Source organism: Pedococcus sp. P2_E2 (assembly GCF_056403955.1).
In genome coordinates this window covers 281,740-299,692 of sequence record NZ_JBFUEM010000003.1, presented here as the reverse complement: position 1 = coordinate 299,692, position 17,953 = coordinate 281,740, and the positions used below count along the sequence as shown (strand labels likewise).

Sequence of the window (17,953 nt, the reverse complement as noted above, 5' to 3'; positions counted from 1 at the left end):
CGTGAAATTGTCGCTATACAGCGGACGGAAGGGCGCGAGGATGCGACTGGCCACGGTGGCGACGCCGGACGGTGCGACGTGTGCCGCCGTTTCCCACGACACGTCGCCCTCGTGCGGCGACTGGCTCGCGATGCCTGCCGCCGACCTCTCCGAGCTCCTGGCCCGACCGGACTGGCGCGAGGTGGCCGCGTGCCCGGCCGCCGTGGTCGTCGGTGGGCCTGACGCCGTGCTGCTCACTCCGCTGCCCAGCCCCGCCAAGGTCATCTGCTGCGGGCTCAACTATGGCGACCACATCACCGAGATGGGCCGCGAGCTGCCGGACTTCCCGACGCTGTTCGCCAAGTACGCCGACACCCTGGTCGGTCCCACCGACGTGATCCACGCTCCTGCGGAGGTGGACCTCGACTGGGAGGCCGAGCTCGCCGTCGTCGTCGGCCAACCCTTACGCCACGCCACCGAGGATCAGGCCCGAGGAGCGATCGCCGGTTACACCGTGGCCAACGACATCTCGGTCCGTGACTGGCAGCGACGCACGCTGCAGTGGTTCCAGGGCAAGGCCTGGGACGCGACGACACCGGTCGGCCCCGTCGTGGTGACCCCGGACGAGGTCGACCCCGAGGCCGGCCTCGAGGTCACCTGCCTGGTCAACGGCGAGACCGTCCAGCGCGGCAACACCAAGACCCTGGTGTTCGGTGCAGCGGCGCTCCTCGCCTACATCTCCGAGTTCACGCTCCTGCGGCCCGGTGACCTCGTGCTCACGGGCACGCCCGGAGGCGTGGGCATGGGCATGAAGCCACCACGGTTCCTCGCCGACGGCGACGTCGTGCGCACGCAAATCGAGGGAATCGGCTTCCTGGACAGCACGATTCGACTAACCCGACACCGATCAAGGAGAGACGCCGATGAACTTTGACGACTACGTGCTCGAAGGAGACCCGTCGCCGTGGGCCCAGCCCGATGGTCGCGTCATCCCCATCGTCACCAAGGCGGGTTCCGAGGACGCGTCGACTGCCGACTCCGGCGGCGCCTACCGCGTGTCCGGTGTCAGCATCCAGCACACACCGGCGCAGCGACTCTGGTACGGCAAGGTCTTCAACAAGCCCGGCTACCGCTCCGTGAACCACCACCACGGCGAGGCCGAGACCGGTGGCTACGTGCTGCAGGGACACGGCCGCATCTACTACGGCGAGGACTTCCGCGAGTACGTCGACATGACCGAGGGGGACTTCGTGTTCGTGCCGCCGTTCATGCACCACGTCGAGTGCAACATGTCGACCAGGCACGACCTGGTCTGGCTGACCACCCGGACTCCCGACAACATCGTCGTCAACCTCGCCGACGTCGACGACTCCATCCTCGAGGGCTTCCGCCGCGCATGAGTGAGCTCGTGACCCCCACCTCGCGGGTGCTGACCGATGCGCTCGCCCTCACCCAGGTCGATGCCGAGGTCTTCGACGAGGCCTACACCGCCACGACGCAGTACTGCCCGTGGCCGAAGGCGTACGGCGGCGACATGGTCGCCCAGGCGACGGTCGCCGCGATCCGGTCGGTCGAGACCGACCGCGGGCTGCACTCGATGCACAGCTACTTCATGCGCCCCGTCGACATCGGCGCGCAGGTGCGTTACGAGGTCGAGCGGCTGCGTGATGGCCGGGGCTACTCCACCCGCCAGGTCCGCGCCTTCCAGGGGGGCAAGGTCGTCTACGTCGCCATGGCCTCCTTCCACGTGCCCGAGGACGGCGGGGAGTATGCCGCGGAGGCGCCGACCGCGGTCCCGGCGCCCGAGGCGCTGCCCAGCTCCGCGGCATACCTCGAGGGGTTCGAGCCGGGGAGTGAGGCGGCCGGGACGATGACCGCGGACTCGCGCGGCTACTGGTCGGGCGGGCGCTCGTTCGACATGCGCCACGTCCCCGGACCGGTCTACGTGCAGGTCGAGGGGGAGCGGGCCCCGCACCAGGCGGTGTGGGTCAAGCCGTTCGACGCGCTGCGCCCGGTCGAGGGCATCGACGACGTCCAGCTGGCCCAGGCGGCGCTCGGCTATGCGTGCGACTACACGATCCTCGAGCCCGTGCTGAGGGTGCTCGGAATGCCTTGGGCGCAAAAGGGTCTGGTCACCGCCAGCCTCGACCATGCGATGTGGTTCCACCGGCCGTTCGCGATGGACGACTGGCTGCTCTACGCCCAGGAGGCGGCCAGTGCCCACGGGGGCCGCGGCCTCGGTCTGGGCCGGTTCTACACCCGATCCGGCGACCACGTCGCCACCGTCGCCCAAGAGGGCATGATCCGCGCAGGTCAGTGATGTCGGAGCGCACGACTGGGAAAGGCACGATGATGGAGCTCAGCCCCTCGGCCCATGAGGACACCTTCGCCCGCGACTCGTTGCCGCCGCGCGAGCTGTGGCCGACCATCGAGTTCACCCTTCCCGAGCTGCAGTACCCCGACCGGCTCAACGCCGCGACCTGGTTGCTCGACGACACGGCCGACCGGGTCGGTGCCGACCGCCCGGCGTTGCACACGCCCGGCGGGACGACGTGGACCTATGGCGAGCTCCAGCAGCGGGCCAACCAGGTCGCGCAGGTGCTCACCGACGACCTGGGCCTGGTTCCCGGCAACCGCGTCCTGCTCCGCGCGCCGAACACGCCGTGGGTGGTGGCCTGCTGGTTCGGTGCCCTCAAGGCGGGTGCCGTCGTCGTCACCACCATGGCTGCCCTGCGGGCAGTCGAGATCACCCCCATCGTTGCCGCCTCCAAGCCGACCATCGCCCTGGTCGACCACCGCTTCGCGGAGGACGTGTATGCCGTGCGCGACAGCGCCGCGCCCGACCTCGCGGTGGTGGAGTTCGGGGGCTCGGGGTCGGACGACCTCGTGGCTCGGTGCGCCACGAAGTCCGGCGAATTCGTAGCGGTGCCAACGGCTGCCGACGACGTGGCCCTGCTGGGTCCGACCTCCGGCACCACCGGGGTCCCCAAGCTGACGATGCACTTCCACCGCGACATCGCGTCCATCGCCGAGACCTTCGGCAAGCACCTCGTGCAGCTGACCTCCGACGACGTGGTCGCCTGCACGGCGCCGCTGGCCTTCACCTTCGGTCTCGGCGCACTCGTGGTCTTCCCCATCCGGTCCGGCGCGAGCTCCCTGCTCACCGAGAAGGCAACGCCCGCAGAGCTCGCCCAGCTGGTCCACGACCACGAGGTGACGACGCTGTTCACCGCCCCAACCGCATACCGGGCGATCGTCGTCGACGGTCACGTCGGGCTGCTGGCGGGCGTCCGCACCGCGGTGTCGGCCGGCGAGCACCTCAACCCCGAGACCTGGCAGGCCGTCCTCGACCAGACCGGCCTGCGCATCATCGACGGCATCGGGTCGACCGAGCTGCTGCACGTCTTCGTCTCGGCGAGGGGGGACGACATCCGCCGCGGCGCGACCGGCAAGGCGGTGCCCGGGTTCCGGGCGACGATCCTCGACGCCGATGGTCAGGAGGTCGGTCCGGACGTGCCCGGTCGGCTCGCGATCATCGGACCCACGGGGTGTCGCTACCTCAACGACGAACGCCAGCACGCCTACGTGCTGAACGGGTGGAACATCACCGGCGACACCTTCGTCCGCGACGCCGACGGCTACTTCTACTACCAGGCACGCTCCGACAACATGATCGTGTCGTCCGGCTACAACATCGGCGGGCCGGAGGTCGAGGCCGCGATCGACCAGCACCCCGAGGTGGCCGAGTGCGCTGTCGTCGGCAGGCCGGACGCGGAGCGCGGGTCGATCGTCTGCGCCTTCGTGGTCCTGCGCGCCGGCGTGGTGGGCGACGAGGCGAAGGCGCGCGAGCTCCAAGACTTCGTGAAGGCCCACATCGCCCCCTACAAGTACCCCCGCGACGTCCGCTTCGTCGACGTCCTGCCGCGCAACCCCAGCGGCAAGCTGCAGCACTTCAGATTGAGGGACCAGATCGCTCAGGAGGGGCAGTCGTGAAGATCGCCGTCATCGGGGGTGGGCCGGGCGGGCTCTACTTCGCCGCCCTCATGAAGCAGCTCGACCCCGCCCACGAGGTCACCGTGTGGGAGCGCAACGCCGCCTCCGACACGTTCGGGTTCGGAGTGGTCTTCTCCGACGAGACCCTCGGTGGCATCGGGAACGCCGACGAGCGGATCGCCGAGCAGATGGCCGACCGCTTCGCCCGCTGGACCGACATCGACATCCACTTCCGCGGCCAGCGGCACACCGTCGGCGGCCAGGGCTTCGCGGCCATGAGTCGCAAGGAGCTGCTCTCGCTGCTGCAGGAGCGGTGTGCCGAGCTAGGGGTCGACGTGCGGTTCTCGACCGTGGCGCCGGATGTCGAGGAGCTCCGGGCCACGCACGACCTGGTCCTGGCGGCCGACGGCGTCAACTCCGCGGTGCGGCAGCGGTATGCCGACGTGTTCCGTCCCAGCCTCGACCGGCGGCACAACAAGTTCATGTGGCTGGGGACCGACCTGGTCTTCGAGGCGTTCCAGTTCTACGTCAAGCAGACGCAGTGGGGGACGATGCAGATCCACGGGTACCCATACTCCGACAAGGGTTCGACGTTCATCATCGAGATGCACGAGGACGTCTGGCGGGCGGCCGGTCTGGATGCCAGCGAGGGGACCGAATTCCCTCCGGGGGTCTCCGACGAGGAGTCGATCGCCCGGGTGGCCGAGGTCTTCGCCGACGAGCTGGGCGGCCACGAGGTCCTGTCCAACAACTCGAAGTGGCTCAGCTTCACGACCGTTCGCAACGAGCACTGGCACGACGACAACGTCGTCCTGCTCGGCGACGCGGCGCACACCGCGCACTTCTCCATCGGCTCCGGCACCAAGCTGGCCATGGAGGATGCGTTGGCCCTGGCCGCCTGCCTGCACGAGCACGATGCCCTCGATGCCGCGCTCACGGCATACGAGACGGAACGGCGACCGGTCGTGGAGTCGACGCAGCGCGCGGCGCAGGCCTCGCTGGAGTGGTTCGAGAACATCGGGCTGTACGAGGACCAGGACCCCACCCAGTTCTGCTTCAACCTGCTGACCCGTTCGCGGCGCATCACCTACGACGGACTGCGCACCCGCGACGAGGAGTTCGCGACCCGGGTGGACGAGGCGTTCGCCGCCGCCCAGGGCGCAGCCGAGGTGGTGCCGGCGATGTTCCAGCCGATGCACGTCGGCAACCTCCAGCTCAAGAACCGCATCATCGTCTCGCCGATGGACATGTACTCCGCGGTCGACGGTGTGCCCGGCGACTTCCACCTCGTCCACCTGGGGTCGAAAGCACTCGGTGGGGCGGGGCTCGTGATGACCGAGATGGTCTGCGTCTCGCCGGAGGGTCGGATCACCCCCGGCTGCACCGGGCTCTGGACCGACGAGCAGCGCGACTCCTGGGTCAAGGTCGTCGACTTCGTCCACGCGAACTCCACTGCTGCCATTGGCCTCCAGCTCGGCCACTCCGGACGCAAGGGGTCGACCAAGCTCATGTGGGAGGGCATGGACGAACCGCTCGACACGGACAACTGGGAGGTCACCGGCCCCTCGGCCCTGGCCTACGGCGACGGGTGCCACCTGCCTCGCGAGGTGACCCGCAGTGACATGGATGCGATCCGCGACGAGTTCGTGGCCGCCGCGCGGCGTGGGGCGGACGCGGGCTTCGACCTGCTGGAGCTGCACTGCGCCCACGGCTACCTGTTGTCCTCGTTCCTCTCGCCGATCTCCAACCAGCGCACCGACGAGTACGGCGGCTCGATCGAGAACCGGCTGCGGTTCCCGCTCGAGGTCTTCGACGCGGTGCGGGCCGCGTGGCCGGCTGAGCGGCCCCTGACGGTCCGCATCTCGGCGACCGACTGGATGCCGGACGGCAACGACGAGCACGACGCGGTCGCTATGGCCCGGGCCTTCATCGCCCACGGTGCCGACGGCATCGACGTGTCGTCGGGGCAGATCGCCAAGGAAGAGAAGCCGGCGTTCGGGCGGTCGTACCAGACTCCTTTCGCCGACCGGATCCGTCACGAGGTGGCCGCGGCAGCAGGCGTGGCCGTGATCGCCGTGGGCGCCATCTCGTCGCACGATGACGTCAACTCGATCCTCCTCGCCGGCCGGGCCGACCTGTGTGCGCTGGGGCGGACGCACCTCTACGACCCGCAGTGGACGCTGCACGCGGCGGCGGAGCAGGAGTTCCGCGGTCCGGCCGCCGAGTGGCCGTTGCCCTTCGCGGCGGGCCGCCGCAAGCCGCCGACGGCTCGGACCGATGCGGTCCGGCCCCGGCTCTCGCTGATCAAGGAGACCGAGAGCGACGAGCTGCCGACCCACCTGCGCTGGACGCCCGAGGCCGCCTCGGTGGGCTCGCAGGTCGCGGTGGCTCGGTGACCCTCGAAGATCCGGTCGGCATCCATCGCGCGAGGGTCGAGTGGATGGACACCGACGCGGCCGGCCACCACCACAACACGGCCATCACCCGGTGGGTCGAGTCGGCGGAGGCTGAGCTGATGCGCGAGCGCGCCGTGGCCGGCTACTTCGGTGTCGCCCCTCGGGTGCGCCACGAGGTCGACTACGAGGCGCGGCTCTGGTTCGGCCAGGAGGTCACGGCCACCGTGGCGGTCGAACGCATCGGCACCAGCTCGATGACCTTCGCCTACGAGGTGTGGGGCGAGCCGTTCGAGGGTCGCCCCCGGACGAGGGCGGCCCACGGGCGGTACGTCACCGTCCACGTCCCCACGGGCGCGGACTCGGCCCAGCCGTGGCCGACCTCGTGGCGAGAAGCCCTGTCCAAAGCGGACAGGTCGTGATTCCGGACCGAGCCTGATTCCGGACAGAAGGTGACCGGAAGCCTTCCTAGGCTGGTGGTAGAACCTCCGGGAGAGAGGTTGCGACGAGAGGACCGGCCATGGACTACAAGATCGAGCTCATCCCCATCTCCGTCACGGACATCGACCGCACCAAGGCGTTCTACGAGGACGTCGTCGGGTGGCCGGCGGACCAGGACCAGGTCGTGGAAGAGGCCGGCCTGCGCTTCGTCCAGATCACGCCTCCCGGGTCGGCCTGCTCGTTCTGCTTCGTCAAGGGCATGCAGATGCTGGGCGAGGGGATGAAGCAGTACCTCCAGGTCGTGGTCGCCGACGCCGATGCGGCCTATGCCGAGCTCAAGGGCCGCGGCGTCGAGGTGACCGAGGTCGAGGACCTCCCGTGGGGTCGGTTCACCCACTTCGAGGACCCTGACGGCAACCACTTCGCGCTCCAGGAGCTGCCTGACTACGCGGCCGCCCTGGCTGCGCGCGAGGCCGCGGCAGCGACCGACGCCAGCGACGGCTAGGGGCGGTCAGGCACCTCGGGTGGGTCGTGGCCTGCGCAGCAGCAGCCCTGCCACCAGGGCGCCGAGGGTGCCGAGCGCCTCGTCGCCGAGGGTGTCCTGGTAGGCCGTGTCCAGCTCGGTCCCGTGGCGGATGAACGTGTACCACTCGCCGAGCTCCCACCCGATCGCCAGCACCGCGCCGAGTCCCGTCACGAGCAGGACCCGTGCCCACGGCATACGAATCCCTTGCAGCAGAAGCAGACCCAGGCCGGCGCACAGCAACACCCAGTTGACGAAGTGGTTGGCGTCGTCCCACCACGTCACCGAGTCGTAGAGGTCGAGGGTGTTGCCGGTGACGTCGATGAGGAACGGTGCCATCACGAGGCCGAACGCCAGCCACGGCACCTCGGCGCGCTGCCGCCGGTGGACCAGCCACCACGCGGCGGGAACGATGAGCATCATCACCGGGTAGGCCACGAGCCGTGCCCCGAACGCCTTGCCCTCGAACTGCTGCAGTCCGCCGGCGAAGGTGCCCACGGCCAGTTGCCCGATCGTCAGGACCAGCACGCACGCGGGCAGCCACCAGGCACCGCGCCGCCTCGTCTCCCGGATCATCACACGATCATGGTGGACGCGAGCCGCTCACGCGGCGTAGACCGCGACCTCGCTCGCCTTGATCGTGAACACGACGTCGGAGCCGGGGGCCAGGTCGAGCTCGGCCAGCGCCGCAGGCGTGATGTCCGCCGAGAGGTATGCCGTGTGCACGCGCACCTGGTGACCGTGCGGTTCGAGGTCGGTCACCGTCCCGCGGACGACGTTGCGGGGGCTACCGGCAGGGGCCTGTAGGTAGACGCCGACGGCGTTCGGGCTGAACACCGCGACGGCGGCCTGACCATCCCCCAGGACGTCCTCGGTGAGCCCTTCGATGCGCAGTCCCCCAGGAGTCGAAACCGTTGCCCCGTGGGCGGTTCCGCGCACCAGGTTGAGTCCCGCGATGCGGGCTGCGAAGCCGCTCGTCGGCCGGGTGAGCACCCGGGAGGTGGGCCCCTGCTCGACGACGTGGCCGTCCTCGACGACGGCGACGTCGTCGGCCAGCAGGACCGCGTCGAGGATGTCGTGGGTGACCAGGATCGTCGTGCGGTCCTTGAGGACTCGGCGCAGCAGCTGGCGAATCGCGGGGGCGGACTCGACATCGAGGGCGGACAGCGGTTCGTCGAGCAGAAGCAGGTGCGGCTCGGTGGCCAGCGCCCGGGCGATGGCCACCCGCTGGGCCTGACCCCCGGAGAGCGACGCCGGACGCCGGTCGGCGAAGTCTTCGGCGTCGACCCGGGCGAGCCACTGCCGCGCCTGTTCGCGGGCCCGGCCACGCGGCATACCGGCGCTGCGCGGGCCGAAGGCGACGTTGTCCAGCACCGACAGGTGCGGGAACAGTCGAGCCTCCTGGGCCAGCAGGGCCACGCCTCGCGCGTGCGGAGGCACCCACTCGCCGTGGCCTGAAGCATTGGCAGAGTCGTTGCCGGAGAAGAGGACCCGGTCGTCGAGGGTGATCTGGCCCGAGGTGGGGCGCAGGAGCCCGGCGATGGTGGCGAGGGCTGTGGACTTGCCGGCACCGTTCGGTCCGAGCAGCGCCAGCGTGCGGCCGGCCTCGACGGCGAGCGTGAGGTCGACGCCGCGGTGGGGGAGTCGGACCTGCGCGTGGAGCTTCACAGCGCGGTCCTCGACCGTCGGGTCAGGGCGATCACGACGGTGGCGACGACGACGAGCACGAGCGAGAGGGCCACGGCTGCTTGGGGTTCGGTCTCGCGCTGGAGGTAGATCTCCAGCGGCAGGGTGCGGGTGACGCCCTGGAGGCTGCCCGCAAAGGTGATCGTGGCTCCGAACTCACCCAGCGCCCGGGCGAAGGCGAGCACCGCGCCGGAGGCGAGGCCGGGCAGGACCAAGGGCAGGGTCACCCGCAGGAACACCGTCGTCGGGCGCGCCCCGAGGGTCGCGGCCACCTCCTCGAACCGTTGTCCGCCGGTGCGCAACGCACCCTCGAGGCTGACCACGAGGAAGGGCAGGGCGACGAACGTCTGTGCCATCACGACTGCGGTGGTGGAGAACGCGATCTGGAGTCCGAGGACCTCGATGGTGTGGCCGAGCAGCCCACGACGACCGAACGTGTAGAGCAGCGCGATGCCGCCGACGACTGGCGGGAGCACGAGGGGGAGCAGGACGAGGGACCGGGCGATCGACTGTCCGCGGAACTCGGTGCGGGCCAGGACGAGCGCCATCGGCACCCCGAAAGCGATGCACAGCACCGTGCTGGCGACCGAGGTGCGCAGGCTCAGGGCCAGGGCGGCGCGGGAGGAGTCCGACGTGATGAGGGTGCCAAAGCTGCCCCACTCGATCCGGGTGAGCATCGCCACGAGGGGGAGCACGACGAACAGCGCGCCGACCGCGGCGGGGACGAACACCCAGGCCGGCAGCCCCAGCCGCGGTCGTCCCGGCTGCGGTCGTCGTCGCGGCGTGGGATGGACCGGGGGCACGACAGGCAGGCTACGGCTTGGCGAACCCGGCGGCGGCGAGGATGCCCTGACCCGGCTCACCCGTCACGGCCTGGAGGAAGGCGTCGGCCAGCGCGGCGTTCTTGCTGCTCTTGAGGGTCGCGATCGGGTAGGTGTTGACGGCGGCCGAGGACTCGGCGAACTCGATGCCCCTCACTGTGTCGCCGGCGCCCTTGACGTCGGTGACGTAGACGAGTCCGGCGTCGGCCTCGCCCGAGGTCACCTTGCCGAGGACGTCGGTGACCGACTGCTCCTCGCTGACCGGCTTGATGTCGATCTTCGCGGCCGTCTCGACCTTGGCCGCCGCGGAGCCACACGGAACGGCCGGGGCGCACAGGACGACCTTGACGCTTGGTTTGGCAAGATCGGCGAGGCCAGTGACCTTGGCCGGGTTGTCCGGCGGGACGGCGATCTCGAGGGTGTTGGACGCGAAGTTCACAGGGGTGTCCGCGGTGAGCGAGGCGCCGGTCGCCTTGTCCATGTTCTTGGTGTCGGCCGAGGCGAAGACGTCGGCGGGTGCGCCCTGCTGGATCTGGGCGACGAGGTCGGAGGAGCCAGCGAAGTTGAAGGCGACCTTGGCGCCCGGGTGCGCCTTCTCGAACTCGGCTCCGATCGCCGTGAAGGTCTTCTTCAACGAGGCCGCCGCGAACACCGTGATCTGCCCGGTCAGCGCCGGGGACGAGGACGAGGACGAGTACGAGGACGAGCTGGAGCTCGTGGTGTCGCCGGCGTCGGACCCGCACGCTGCCGTCGCGAGGACCAGCGCCGCTGTGGCAACGGTGGCCAGGGTGGCGAGGGGGCGGATCATGATGCTCCTTGGGGTGTTTCGACGATGACGGTCGTGGACTTGACCACGGCGATGGCCACGGAGCCCAGCTCGAGCCTGAGGTCGTCCACGGCCTCGGAGCTCATCAGCGACACCACGCGGAACGACCCGCACTGCATTTCGACCTGGGCCATCACCGTGTCTCGCTTGATGTCCGTGACGAGGCCGACGAAGCGGTTGCGGGCCGAGCGACCCACGCCGGACGGATCCTCCACGGCATGCGCCTGGTCACGGGCGAGCAGCGCGACCTGGTAGCCGTCGACGACCTTGCGGCCCGCCTCGTCGGTGCGTGCCTCGAGCGCGCCGCTGTCCACCCAGCGCCGCACGGTGTCGTCGCTGACGCCGAGAAATGACGCGGCGTCCTTGATCCTCATCAGCGGCATGCGATCAACTGTAGTTCCGTGCCTGCGGTCGATACAAGCAAATCAAACCGCGTCTGCGGTTTTCCGCCTACTCCACCTACTCCGCCTATTCCACCCGCTCGGCCTGCTCGGCGCGGTCTGGCGTCCCGCTGTCGGCTCCGTCTCGCTAGGCCGGCTCCGCCGCGTCCGGCTCGGGCGGCTCGGCGGCGCCGTCCCGTTCGTCGCGCTCCGCCCACTCGAGCAGCTGGTCGATCTCGAACACCGCGTCGTCGATTCCGGCGTGCAGGTCGCCCAGCTCGGCATACCTGGCGGGCATCGTCGCGATGGTGAAGTCGTCGGGGACCACATCGTCGACCTCGTCCCACCGGATCGGTGCCGACACGGTCCCGATCGCGTTGCCGCGCACCGAGTAGGCCGCGGCGATCGTGTGGTCCCTCGCATTCTGGTTGTAGTCGATGAACAGGTCCGCGGGGTCGCGGTCCTTGCGCCACCACGTGGTGGTGACGTCGTCCGGCATACGTCGCTCCACCTCGCGCGCGAACGCGAGCGCACCGCGCCGCACGTCCTTGAAACCCCAGTCCGGCGCGATCCGCACGTAGACGTGCATCCCGGACCCGCCGCTGGTCTTGGGCCAGCCGACCGCCCCCAGCTCGTCGAGCACCTCGTGCGCCACGTGGGCCACGCGCTGCACCCGGTCCCAGGGGCAGTCGGGCCCGGGATCGAGGTCGATCCGCCACTCGTCCGGCTTCTCCACGTCGGCGCGCCTGCTGTTCCAGGGGTGGAACTCGACCGTCGACATCTGCACCGCCCAGATGACCTGGGCCAGCTCGGTGACGCACAGCTCGTCGGCCTTGCGGTTGTAGCGCGGGAAGGTCACCCGCACCGTCTGCAGCCACGGCGGCGCCCCGTGCGGCACCCGCTTCTGGTGCACCTTCTCCCCGGCGATCCCCGAGGGGAACCGGTGCATCATGCACGGCCGTTCCCTCAGCGCGTTGACGATCCCATCGCCCACCGACAGGTAGTACTTGACCAGGTCGAGCTTGGTCTCGCCGCGGGCCGGGAAGTACTCGCGCTCCGGGTTCGTGATCCGCACGTCGCGATCACCGACCTCGAGCACGATCGCGGGCGACGCCTTGGCTGCCATGCCCCCACGCTACGGGTGGGTATGCCGCGGTGCCACGCCCGCGGCATACCTCACCTTTATCGGGTTTAGGGACAAAGGGTGGCTTCACCCGGAAACGGTTCCAGGGTGAAGCCGACACAAGTCCCTAGACCCGATAACGATGGGGCGGGGGCGGTCGTATGCTCGGCGCATGCTCGAGCAGAAGCGCATCCTCGCCACCAGCATCCCCGGCCCCAAGAGCCAGGCCCTCCAGCAGCGCAAGCTCGCCGCCGTGTCCGCCGGTGTGGGCACCGGCCTCCCCGTCTACATCGAGCAGGCGGCGGGCGGGATCCTGCGCGACGTCGACGGCAACCAGCTCATCGACTTCGGTTCGGGCATCGCCGTCACGACGGTCGGCAACGGCAACCAGCGCATCATCGACGCGGTGACCGCACAGATCAACGACTTCACCCACACCTGCTTCATGGTCACGCCCTACGAGGAGTACCTCGAGGTGGCGGAGGTGCTCGCGGAGGTCACGCCCGGAACCCACGAGAAGCGTTCCGCCCTCTTCAACTCCGGGTCCGAGGCCGTCGAGAACGCCGTCAAGGTAGCCCGCCACTTCACCGGTCGGCAGGGTGTCGTCGCGTTCGACCACGCCTACCACGGGCGCACCAACCTCACGATGGGGCTGACCGCCAAGAACATGCCCTACAAGCACCGGTTCGGGCCGTTCGCGAGCGAGATCTACCGCGTGCCGATGGCCTACCCCTACCGCTGGCCGACGGGTCCCGAGGCCTGTGCGGAGGAGGCGTTCGCGGAGTTCGTCGACCTCGTGCACGCCCAGGTCGGCGAGGACAACACGGCCGCCGTCATCCTCGAGCCGATCCAGGGCGAAGGCGGGTTCATCGTGCCGGCGCCGGGCTTCATGAAGAAGGTCTCCGACTGGTGCACCGAGCAGGGGATCCTGTTCATCGCCGACGAGGTGCAGACCGGGTTCTGCCGCACCGGCGACTGGTTCGCCTCCGACCACGAGGACGTCGTCCCCGACCTCATCACCACGGCCAAGGGGATCGCCGGAGGTATGCCGCTCGCGGCCCTCACGGGTCGCGCCGACGTCATGGACGCGATCCACGTCGGTGGGCTGGGCGGCACCTACGGCGGCAACCCCGTCGCGTGTGCCAGTGCCCTCGCGGCCATCGAGACGATGAAGGCGGACGACCTGCGCGGTCGCGCCCGGGCCGTCGAGGCGCTGTTCCGCCCGAGGCTGGAGGCGCTGGCTGACAAGTACGGCGTGATCGGCGACATCCGTGGCCGTGGGGCGATGCTGGCCGTCGAGCTGGTCAGCGACCTCGAGCACAAGACTCCTGACGCGGACCTCACTGGCCGGATCAACAAGGCCTGTCACGCGGCCGGTCTGGTGACGCTGACCTGCGGCACGTTCGGCAACGTGTTCCGGTTCCTGCCGCCGCTGTCCGCGGGCGACGAGCTGCTGGCCGAGGGGCTCGACATCCTCGAGGACGCGTTCGCCCAGTCCGTCTGACCCGCACCTGGCGTCTGGCTAGGTGCCCTGGACGAAGCGCCTGTCGATCAGCACCCACCGCAGGGCGGAGACCGACACCCAGCCGAGCCCGTAGAGCAGCAATGCAGTCCAAGGCGGGTGCGGGGTGCCGGACACCGTGGTCACGACGACCAGGAGAACCTCGACGAGCACGGCCTCGGACGCCGCCAGCGCGAGCGCCTGGGCGAACGTGGTCGGGCGTCGAACCAGGGCTGCGAGCATGATTCCCTCCCTTGCAGGAGAAGGCGGCTGCACCTCTCACAGGGAAGGACGCGCGACCCGCGAGATCGGGACGCCGGGCCAACGACATGGCACCAACCCTCGTGCAGTGTTTACCTGGCTGACGCGTGTCGGTTACCGGTCGGACCACCTTCGGCTGTTAGAAAAGGTGAGACCCGGCCAAGTATGAGTTGGCCGGGTCTCGTGTCCCCCGAGGGGGACTGGCCTCCCGAGGGAGGTTCGATGATCTTGACCCATCACGGTCCCTCGCGCAAGAGGTGCATGAGTCCCCTTTCTGCGCCGGGTCCCGCGACCTACGGGCTGGCCGGCACCTGGCCGACTGGCTGGAAGTAGTGCTTCTCCATCCAGTGGCCGACCTTGCGACCCGTGTTCGCTCCCACCACGTCTGCGGTGCGGAAGTGGATCCCGCCCCAGACGCGGGCGTCGATGATCTCCTTCATGGCCAGCGACAGCCGGCTGAAGTCCCGCGTCTCGCCCGGGTAGCGGCTGGACGCCATGCGGACGGACACCTTGTCGGTCCCGAAGAAGGTGCGGACGGCGTCGAGGGTGGCACCGCTGACACATCCGTGGCCCGAGGGGTGATCGGGGAAGGGCGGGTTCACCAAAGGAGGCGTGGTCGCCGTCGCAGGGTCGAAGAGAGGTCGCCAACTGGGATCGGCCACGGTGGCCGGGTTGTCGTCGGTGTCCGCCTCACGGATAGCCGCGTTCGGCCGCCAGAACTGCCAGTAGTACTTGTCGTTCCAGCAGGCGATCGCGCCGTCCGCCCCGGCCAGGCTCATGCTGGCTATCAGGCGAGCGCCCTCACTGGCGCTGAGGCCGTGGCGGGTGATGAGGTCTCGTGCCATGCCGTGCCAGAGGGGCGCGGGAGCGGTTTGCCAGAAGATGGCCGCCTTCGTCTGGTCCGCGGTACGCCGTGTGCTGGTGAGCGAGCCGAGCTCCTTGACCTCGTTGAAGTCCTTCGCGTACTCGGCACTGGTCAGGGCGTTCGGCCCGGAGGAACGGAACTGGTCGGGGCTCCTCATCAGGAACGGTCGCAGCTGCCCCACCCAGGGGTCGGGGTCGAGCGCGGTCGCGGGTGAGGGTCGCCAGTCGCCCGGCTCGGTCCCGAGGTTGAACGTGAAGGGTGACATGAAGCCGTCCCCCCTTCGCGAGTCGACCATCGCCGCGGCCGCGGCCCTGCCGGCACGAACACCCTCGTCCTCACCGGCTCCGTCCGGCACGGCCGCAAGGCTTGTCGTCAAGGCGGTGTCGAGCGCGGCCCACTGAGCCTGCGGCACGATGGCAACCAGGACGTCGTGGGCTGCGGTCGCGATCGCCGCGTCGGTCGACGCCCACGGCTTGATGTCCAGGGCCGCGACGTCGAGTCGGTAGGGCTGGTGGCCGCGGTCGATGGCGTTCACCGCGTCGTAGACAGCCCCCGCGACCATGGCGATGCCTCGCGTCTGGCCGTGGGCCGAGGGCCGCAGTGGGGTGGTGAGGCCCTGGGCGGTGATGTTCCACTGCAGCAGTACGCCCGGGCCGGGTGCGGCGGCCGAGGGTTCGGCAGTGGCGGGCGCTCCGGCCGTCGCCGCGACCGCCGCGCCCAGGGCGGCGGTGAGCGCGAGACCAGAACTGCGGTGCCAACGATGAAGCGGCCGGAGGCCGCGTGGGGGTGTCTGGTGGACCGTCCCTGCCACGGTCCGAGAGCGTGCTCTCATGGCGGGTCCCTTCGACGGGGGCCCAACGACCGACGCGAGCGGGACGCCCGACGCCATCAGAGTCAGGCCCAGTTCACCATCGTGGCACGACGAAATGCGCCTCGCCCTCGGGCGAAGCGCGTACCGACGAACCGCGCGTTCGCGGTGGCGAGTACGTCGAAGCGCGTACTCCGGATCGCGTACTCCGGATCGCGTCCGCCCGAGGTCCGGCCAAGACCCGCGAGTCGTCAGCGAGTCGTCAGCGAGGAGGCATGCGGAGTGCGCCGTCGAGGCGGATGACCTCGCCGTTGAGCATGCCGTTGTCGACGATGTGCGCGACGAGGCTGGCGTACTCGTCAGGGTTGCCCAGTCGTGAGGGGTGCGGCACCTGGGCCTCGAGGACGGCAGTGGCTTCGGGCGGCAGACCCGCGAGCATCGGAGTCATGAACGTTCCCGGGGCGACCGTCATCACGCGGATTCCCTTGTCCGCCAGGTCGCGAGCGGCACTCAGGGTGAGGCCGACGACGCCACCCTTGCTCGCGGCATACGCGGCCTGACCGATCTGTCCGTCGTAGGCGGCGATGGACGCCGTCATGATGATGACGCCCCGGTCGGCGTCGACGGGCTCGTTCTCGAGCATCGCCGCGGCGGCGAGCCGCAGCACGTTGAAGGTGCCGATCAGGTTGATGTTGATCACGTTGGCGAACTGCTCGAGCGGCAGCGGACCGCGCTTGCCGACCACCCGGCCGGGCGTGCCGACCCCCGCGCAGTTGACGACGATCCGCAGCGTCCCGAGCTCACGCGCCACGTCGATCGCGGCCTGGACCTGCGCCTCGTCGCGGACGTCGGTGGCCACGAAGCGTGCGCGCTCGCCGAGCTCCTCGGCCAAGGCCTCACCCGGGGAGGACGGCAGGTCGAGGATGACCACGGCGGCACCGTCGGCGTGCAGGCGGCGGACGGTGGCACCGCCGAGGCCGCTGGCTCCGCCGGTGACGACGGCGACGGTGGAATCGGTGATCTGCATGGCGTCAGTCTCTCTTGGACGGGCTCTTGAGGAGCTGGCGGCTGATGACGAGCCGCTGGATCTGGTTGGTGCCCTCGAAGATCTGGGTCACCTTGGCCTCGCGCATGTAGCGCTCCAGCGGGAAGTCCTGGGTGTAGCCCGCGCCGCCGAGCACCTGCACCGCGTCGGTGGTGACGCGCATGGCGTTGTCGGTGCAGACCAGCTTGGCCACTGCCGCCTCCTTGGTGAAGGGCCGGCCGGCATCGTGCAGCCGGGCGGCGTGGAGATAGGCCGCGCGGGCCGACGTCACGCCTGCCTCCATGTCGGCGAGCAGGAAGGCGAGCCCCTGGTTGTCGCCGATCGGTCGACCGAACTGTTCGCGCTCCTTGGCGTAGGCGACAGCCTGGTCGAGTGCCGACTGAGCCAAACCCGTTGCGGCCGCAGCGATTCCGAGGCGCCCCGAATCGAGGGCTGACAGGGCGATGGTCATGCCCTGGCCGACGCCACCCACGAGACGGTCAGCGGACACCTCGACCCCCTCGAAGTGCACCTCGCTCACGGTGTCGCAGTGCAGGCCCATCTTCTTCTCCGGCGCACCGAAGGCGATGCCCTTGGCGTCACCCGGGACGACGAAGCAGGACAGGCCGCGCGCGCCGTCGTCCGAGGTGCGCACGAAGCTCGTGTAGAAGTCCGCGTGCCCGGCGTGCGAGATCCAGGCCTTGGTGCCCTTGAGCTGGTATGCCGTGGGGTCGGCTTCGTCGTCAGGGGTCGCCCGGGCGCTCATCGAGGCGACGTCGGAACCGGCGTGGCGCTCGGAGAGGCAGTAGGCGCCGAGCTGGTCACCCGAGAGCATCGCCGGAAGGAGTGCCTCCTGCTGGGCCCGCGTGCCGAACTGGGCGACGGGGTAGCAGGTGAGCGAGTGGACGGAGACGCCGACCGCGACGCTCATCCAGGCGGAGGCGATCTCCTCGACGACCTGGAGGTAGACCTCGTAAGGCTGGCCACCGCCGCCGAACTCCTCGGGGTAGGGCAGCGAGAGCAGCCCGGCTCGGCCCAGGGTGCGGAAGGCGTCGCGGGGCAGGGCCGGCGTCGTCGCGGCGGCGCGCTCGGCCTCGTCGACCTGGGGACGGAGCTCCTTGTCGCAGATCTCGCGGGTCAGGTCGATGAGGTCGTAGCCCTCCTCGGAGGGCATGAGGCGGGTCGCTGGCATGCACCAAGGGTAGTAGTAGGACGTCCTACTACTTGAATCGCGCAGGTCAGCAGGGTTCGAGAGTGCACGACACGCTGAAAGTTCGGCGCGGGCGCCAGCGTGTCACGCACTCTCGACCCTGCGGCGAAACCGTGGAC

18 protein-coding genes are annotated in these 17,953 nt (G+C 69.8%); 8 read left to right on the top strand and 10 right to left on the bottom strand.

Annotated elements, in window-relative coordinates; all coding sequences use genetic code 11:
• The first annotated feature begins 40 nt into the window (after positions 1-40).
• From AC1DWR_RS09700 to AC1DWR_RS09670, 7 genes are all read left to right on the top strand, one after another.
• On the top strand, positions 41-913 hold the full coding sequence (locus AC1DWR_RS09700; protein ID WP_477624322.1) for a fumarylacetoacetate hydrolase family protein: 873 nt from the start codon (positions 41-43) through the stop codon (positions 911-913).
• Positions 903-1,379 (top strand): cupin domain-containing protein, encoded by a 477-nt coding sequence (locus AC1DWR_RS09695; protein ID WP_477615860.1) that lies wholly within the window; start codon positions 903-905, stop codon positions 1,377-1,379. Before AC1DWR_RS09700 ends, AC1DWR_RS09695 begins: the two co-directional genes overlap by 11 nt.
• Positions 1,376-2,299: an acyl-CoA thioesterase gene (locus tag AC1DWR_RS09690; RefSeq protein WP_477615859.1), complete on the top strand. Its 924-nt coding sequence runs from the start codon at positions 1,376-1,378 to the stop codon at positions 2,297-2,299. The genes AC1DWR_RS09695 and AC1DWR_RS09690 overlap by 4 nt, the downstream gene beginning before the upstream one ends.
• A gap of 32 nt (positions 2,300-2,331) precedes the next feature.
• On the top strand, positions 2,332-3,972 hold the full coding sequence (locus tag AC1DWR_RS09685; protein ID WP_477624331.1) for an AMP-binding protein: 1,641 nt from the start codon (positions 2,332-2,334) through the stop codon (positions 3,970-3,972).
• Positions 3,969-6,368, top strand: coding sequence for a bifunctional salicylyl-CoA 5-hydroxylase/oxidoreductase (locus tag AC1DWR_RS09680; RefSeq protein WP_477615857.1), 2,400 nt, complete (start codon positions 3,969-3,971; stop codon positions 6,366-6,368). The genes AC1DWR_RS09685 and AC1DWR_RS09680 overlap by 4 nt, the downstream gene beginning before the upstream one ends.
• Before the next feature lie 44 nt (positions 6,369-6,412).
• Complete coding sequence (locus AC1DWR_RS09675) at positions 6,413-6,787, top strand: acyl-CoA thioesterase (protein ID WP_477615856.1); 375 nt, start codon at positions 6,413-6,415, stop codon at positions 6,785-6,787.
• Positions 6,788-6,885: 98 nt separating this feature from the next.
• Positions 6,886-7,311 carry a VOC family protein gene (locus tag AC1DWR_RS09670; protein WP_477615855.1) on the top strand — a complete coding sequence of 142 codons (426 nt, stop codon included), beginning with the start codon at positions 6,886-6,888 and terminating at the stop codon, positions 7,309-7,311.
• 6 nt (positions 7,312-7,317) lie between these two features.
• On the opposite strand, the gene AC1DWR_RS09665 is transcribed toward AC1DWR_RS09670, so the two are convergent.
• The 6 genes from AC1DWR_RS09665 to ligD all read right to left on the bottom strand — a co-directional run bounded on the left by AC1DWR_RS09665 (position 7,318) and on the right by ligD (position 12,168).
• Complete coding sequence (locus AC1DWR_RS09665) at positions 7,318-7,905, bottom strand: DUF2238 domain-containing protein (RefSeq protein ID WP_477615854.1); 588 nt, start codon at positions 7,903-7,905, stop codon at positions 7,318-7,320.
• 27 nt (positions 7,906-7,932) lie between these two features.
• Positions 7,933-8,997, bottom strand: coding sequence for a sulfate/molybdate ABC transporter ATP-binding protein (locus AC1DWR_RS09660; protein ID WP_477615853.1), 1,065 nt, complete (start codon positions 8,995-8,997; stop codon positions 7,933-7,935).
• Complete coding sequence (locus tag AC1DWR_RS09655) at positions 8,994-9,818, bottom strand: ABC transporter permease (RefSeq protein WP_477615852.1); 825 nt, start codon at positions 9,816-9,818, stop codon at positions 8,994-8,996. Before AC1DWR_RS09655 ends, AC1DWR_RS09660 begins: the two co-directional genes overlap by 4 nt.
• Positions 9,819-9,828: 10 nt before the next feature.
• Positions 9,829-10,644, bottom strand: a complete 816-nt coding sequence (gene modA, locus AC1DWR_RS09650; RefSeq protein WP_477615851.1) for a molybdate ABC transporter substrate-binding protein — start codon at positions 10,642-10,644, stop codon at positions 9,829-9,831.
• Complete coding sequence (locus AC1DWR_RS09645) at positions 10,641-11,045, bottom strand: TOBE domain-containing protein (protein ID WP_477615850.1); 405 nt, start codon at positions 11,043-11,045, stop codon at positions 10,641-10,643. The genes modA and AC1DWR_RS09645 overlap by 4 nt, the downstream gene beginning before the upstream one ends.
• A 145-nt stretch (positions 11,046-11,190) precedes the next feature.
• Positions 11,191-12,168: a non-homologous end-joining DNA ligase gene (gene ligD, locus AC1DWR_RS09640; RefSeq protein WP_477624321.1), complete on the bottom strand. Its 978-nt coding sequence runs from the start codon at positions 12,166-12,168 to the stop codon at positions 11,191-11,193.
• A gap of 169 nt (positions 12,169-12,337) precedes the next feature.
• Here ligD and gabT point away from each other — a divergent pair, with 169 nt between their 5' ends.
• Positions 12,338-13,669, top strand: coding sequence for a 4-aminobutyrate--2-oxoglutarate transaminase (gabT, locus tag AC1DWR_RS09635; protein WP_477615848.1), 1,332 nt, complete (start codon positions 12,338-12,340; stop codon positions 13,667-13,669).
• An 18-nt stretch (positions 13,670-13,687) separates the two neighbouring features.
• Here the strand turns inward: gabT and AC1DWR_RS09630 are convergent, their stop codons facing one another.
• The 4 genes from AC1DWR_RS09630 to AC1DWR_RS09615 all read right to left on the bottom strand — a co-directional run bounded on the left by AC1DWR_RS09630 (position 13,688) and on the right by AC1DWR_RS09615 (position 17,816).
• On the bottom strand, positions 13,688-13,909 hold the full coding sequence (locus tag AC1DWR_RS09630) for a hypothetical protein (protein WP_477615847.1): 222 nt from the start codon (positions 13,907-13,909) through the stop codon (positions 13,688-13,690).
• 311 nt (positions 13,910-14,220) lie between these two features.
• The gene (locus AC1DWR_RS09625) at positions 14,221-15,624 is read right to left on the bottom strand and encodes a vanadium-dependent haloperoxidase (RefSeq protein ID WP_477615846.1); all 1,404 of its coding nucleotides are present in this window, start codon (positions 15,622-15,624) and stop codon (positions 14,221-14,223) included.
• A gap of 238 nt (positions 15,625-15,862) precedes the next feature.
• A complete protein-coding gene (locus AC1DWR_RS09620) occupies positions 15,863-16,627 on the bottom strand; it encodes an SDR family NAD(P)-dependent oxidoreductase (RefSeq protein ID WP_477615845.1) in 765 nt (254 codons plus the stop codon).
• Between the two features lie 4 nt (positions 16,628-16,631).
• Positions 16,632-17,816, bottom strand: coding sequence for an acyl-CoA dehydrogenase family protein (locus tag AC1DWR_RS09615; RefSeq protein ID WP_477615844.1), 1,185 nt, complete (start codon positions 17,814-17,816; stop codon positions 16,632-16,634).
• Positions 17,817-17,953 lie beyond the last annotated feature (137 nt).

Coding starts and splice junctions, on each gene's coding strand:
- AC1DWR_RS09700 (WP_477624322.1), top strand. CDS start 41: ATGCGACTGGCCACGGTGGCGACGCCGGACGGTGCGACGTGTGCCGCC.
- AC1DWR_RS09695 (WP_477615860.1), top strand. CDS start 903: ATGAACTTTGACGACTACGTGCTCGAAGGAGACCCGTCGCCGTGGGCC.
- AC1DWR_RS09690 (WP_477615859.1), top strand. CDS start 1,376: ATGAGTGAGCTCGTGACCCCCACCTCGCGGGTGCTGACCGATGCGCTC.
- AC1DWR_RS09685 (WP_477624331.1), top strand. CDS start 2,332: ATGGAGCTCAGCCCCTCGGCCCATGAGGACACCTTCGCCCGCGACTCG.
- AC1DWR_RS09675 (WP_477615856.1), top strand. CDS start 6,413: ATGGACACCGACGCGGCCGGCCACCACCACAACACGGCCATCACCCGG.
- AC1DWR_RS09670 (WP_477615855.1), top strand. CDS start 6,886: ATGGACTACAAGATCGAGCTCATCCCCATCTCCGTCACGGACATCGAC.
- AC1DWR_RS09665 (WP_477615854.1), bottom strand. CDS start 7,905: ATGATCCGGGAGACGAGGCGGCGCGGTGCCTGGTGGCTGCCCGCGTGC.
- modA (WP_477615851.1), bottom strand. CDS start 10,644: ATGATCCGCCCCCTCGCCACCCTGGCCACCGTTGCCACAGCGGCGCTG.
- AC1DWR_RS09645 (WP_477615850.1), bottom strand. CDS start 11,045: ATGCCGCTGATGAGGATCAAGGACGCCGCGTCATTTCTCGGCGTCAGC.
- ligD (WP_477624321.1), bottom strand. CDS start 12,168: ATGGCAGCCAAGGCGTCGCCCGCGATCGTGCTCGAGGTCGGTGATCGC.
- gabT (WP_477615848.1), top strand. CDS start 12,338: ATGCTCGAGCAGAAGCGCATCCTCGCCACCAGCATCCCCGGCCCCAAG.
- AC1DWR_RS09630 (WP_477615847.1), bottom strand. CDS start 13,909: ATGCTCGCAGCCCTGGTTCGACGCCCGACCACGTTCGCCCAGGCGCTC.
- AC1DWR_RS09625 (WP_477615846.1), bottom strand. CDS start 15,624: ATGAGAGCACGCTCTCGGACCGTGGCAGGGACGGTCCACCAGACACCC.
- AC1DWR_RS09620 (WP_477615845.1), bottom strand. CDS start 16,627: ATGCAGATCACCGATTCCACCGTCGCCGTCGTCACCGGCGGAGCCAGC.
- AC1DWR_RS09615 (WP_477615844.1), bottom strand. CDS start 17,816: ATGCCAGCGACCCGCCTCATGCCCTCCGAGGAGGGCTACGACCTCATC.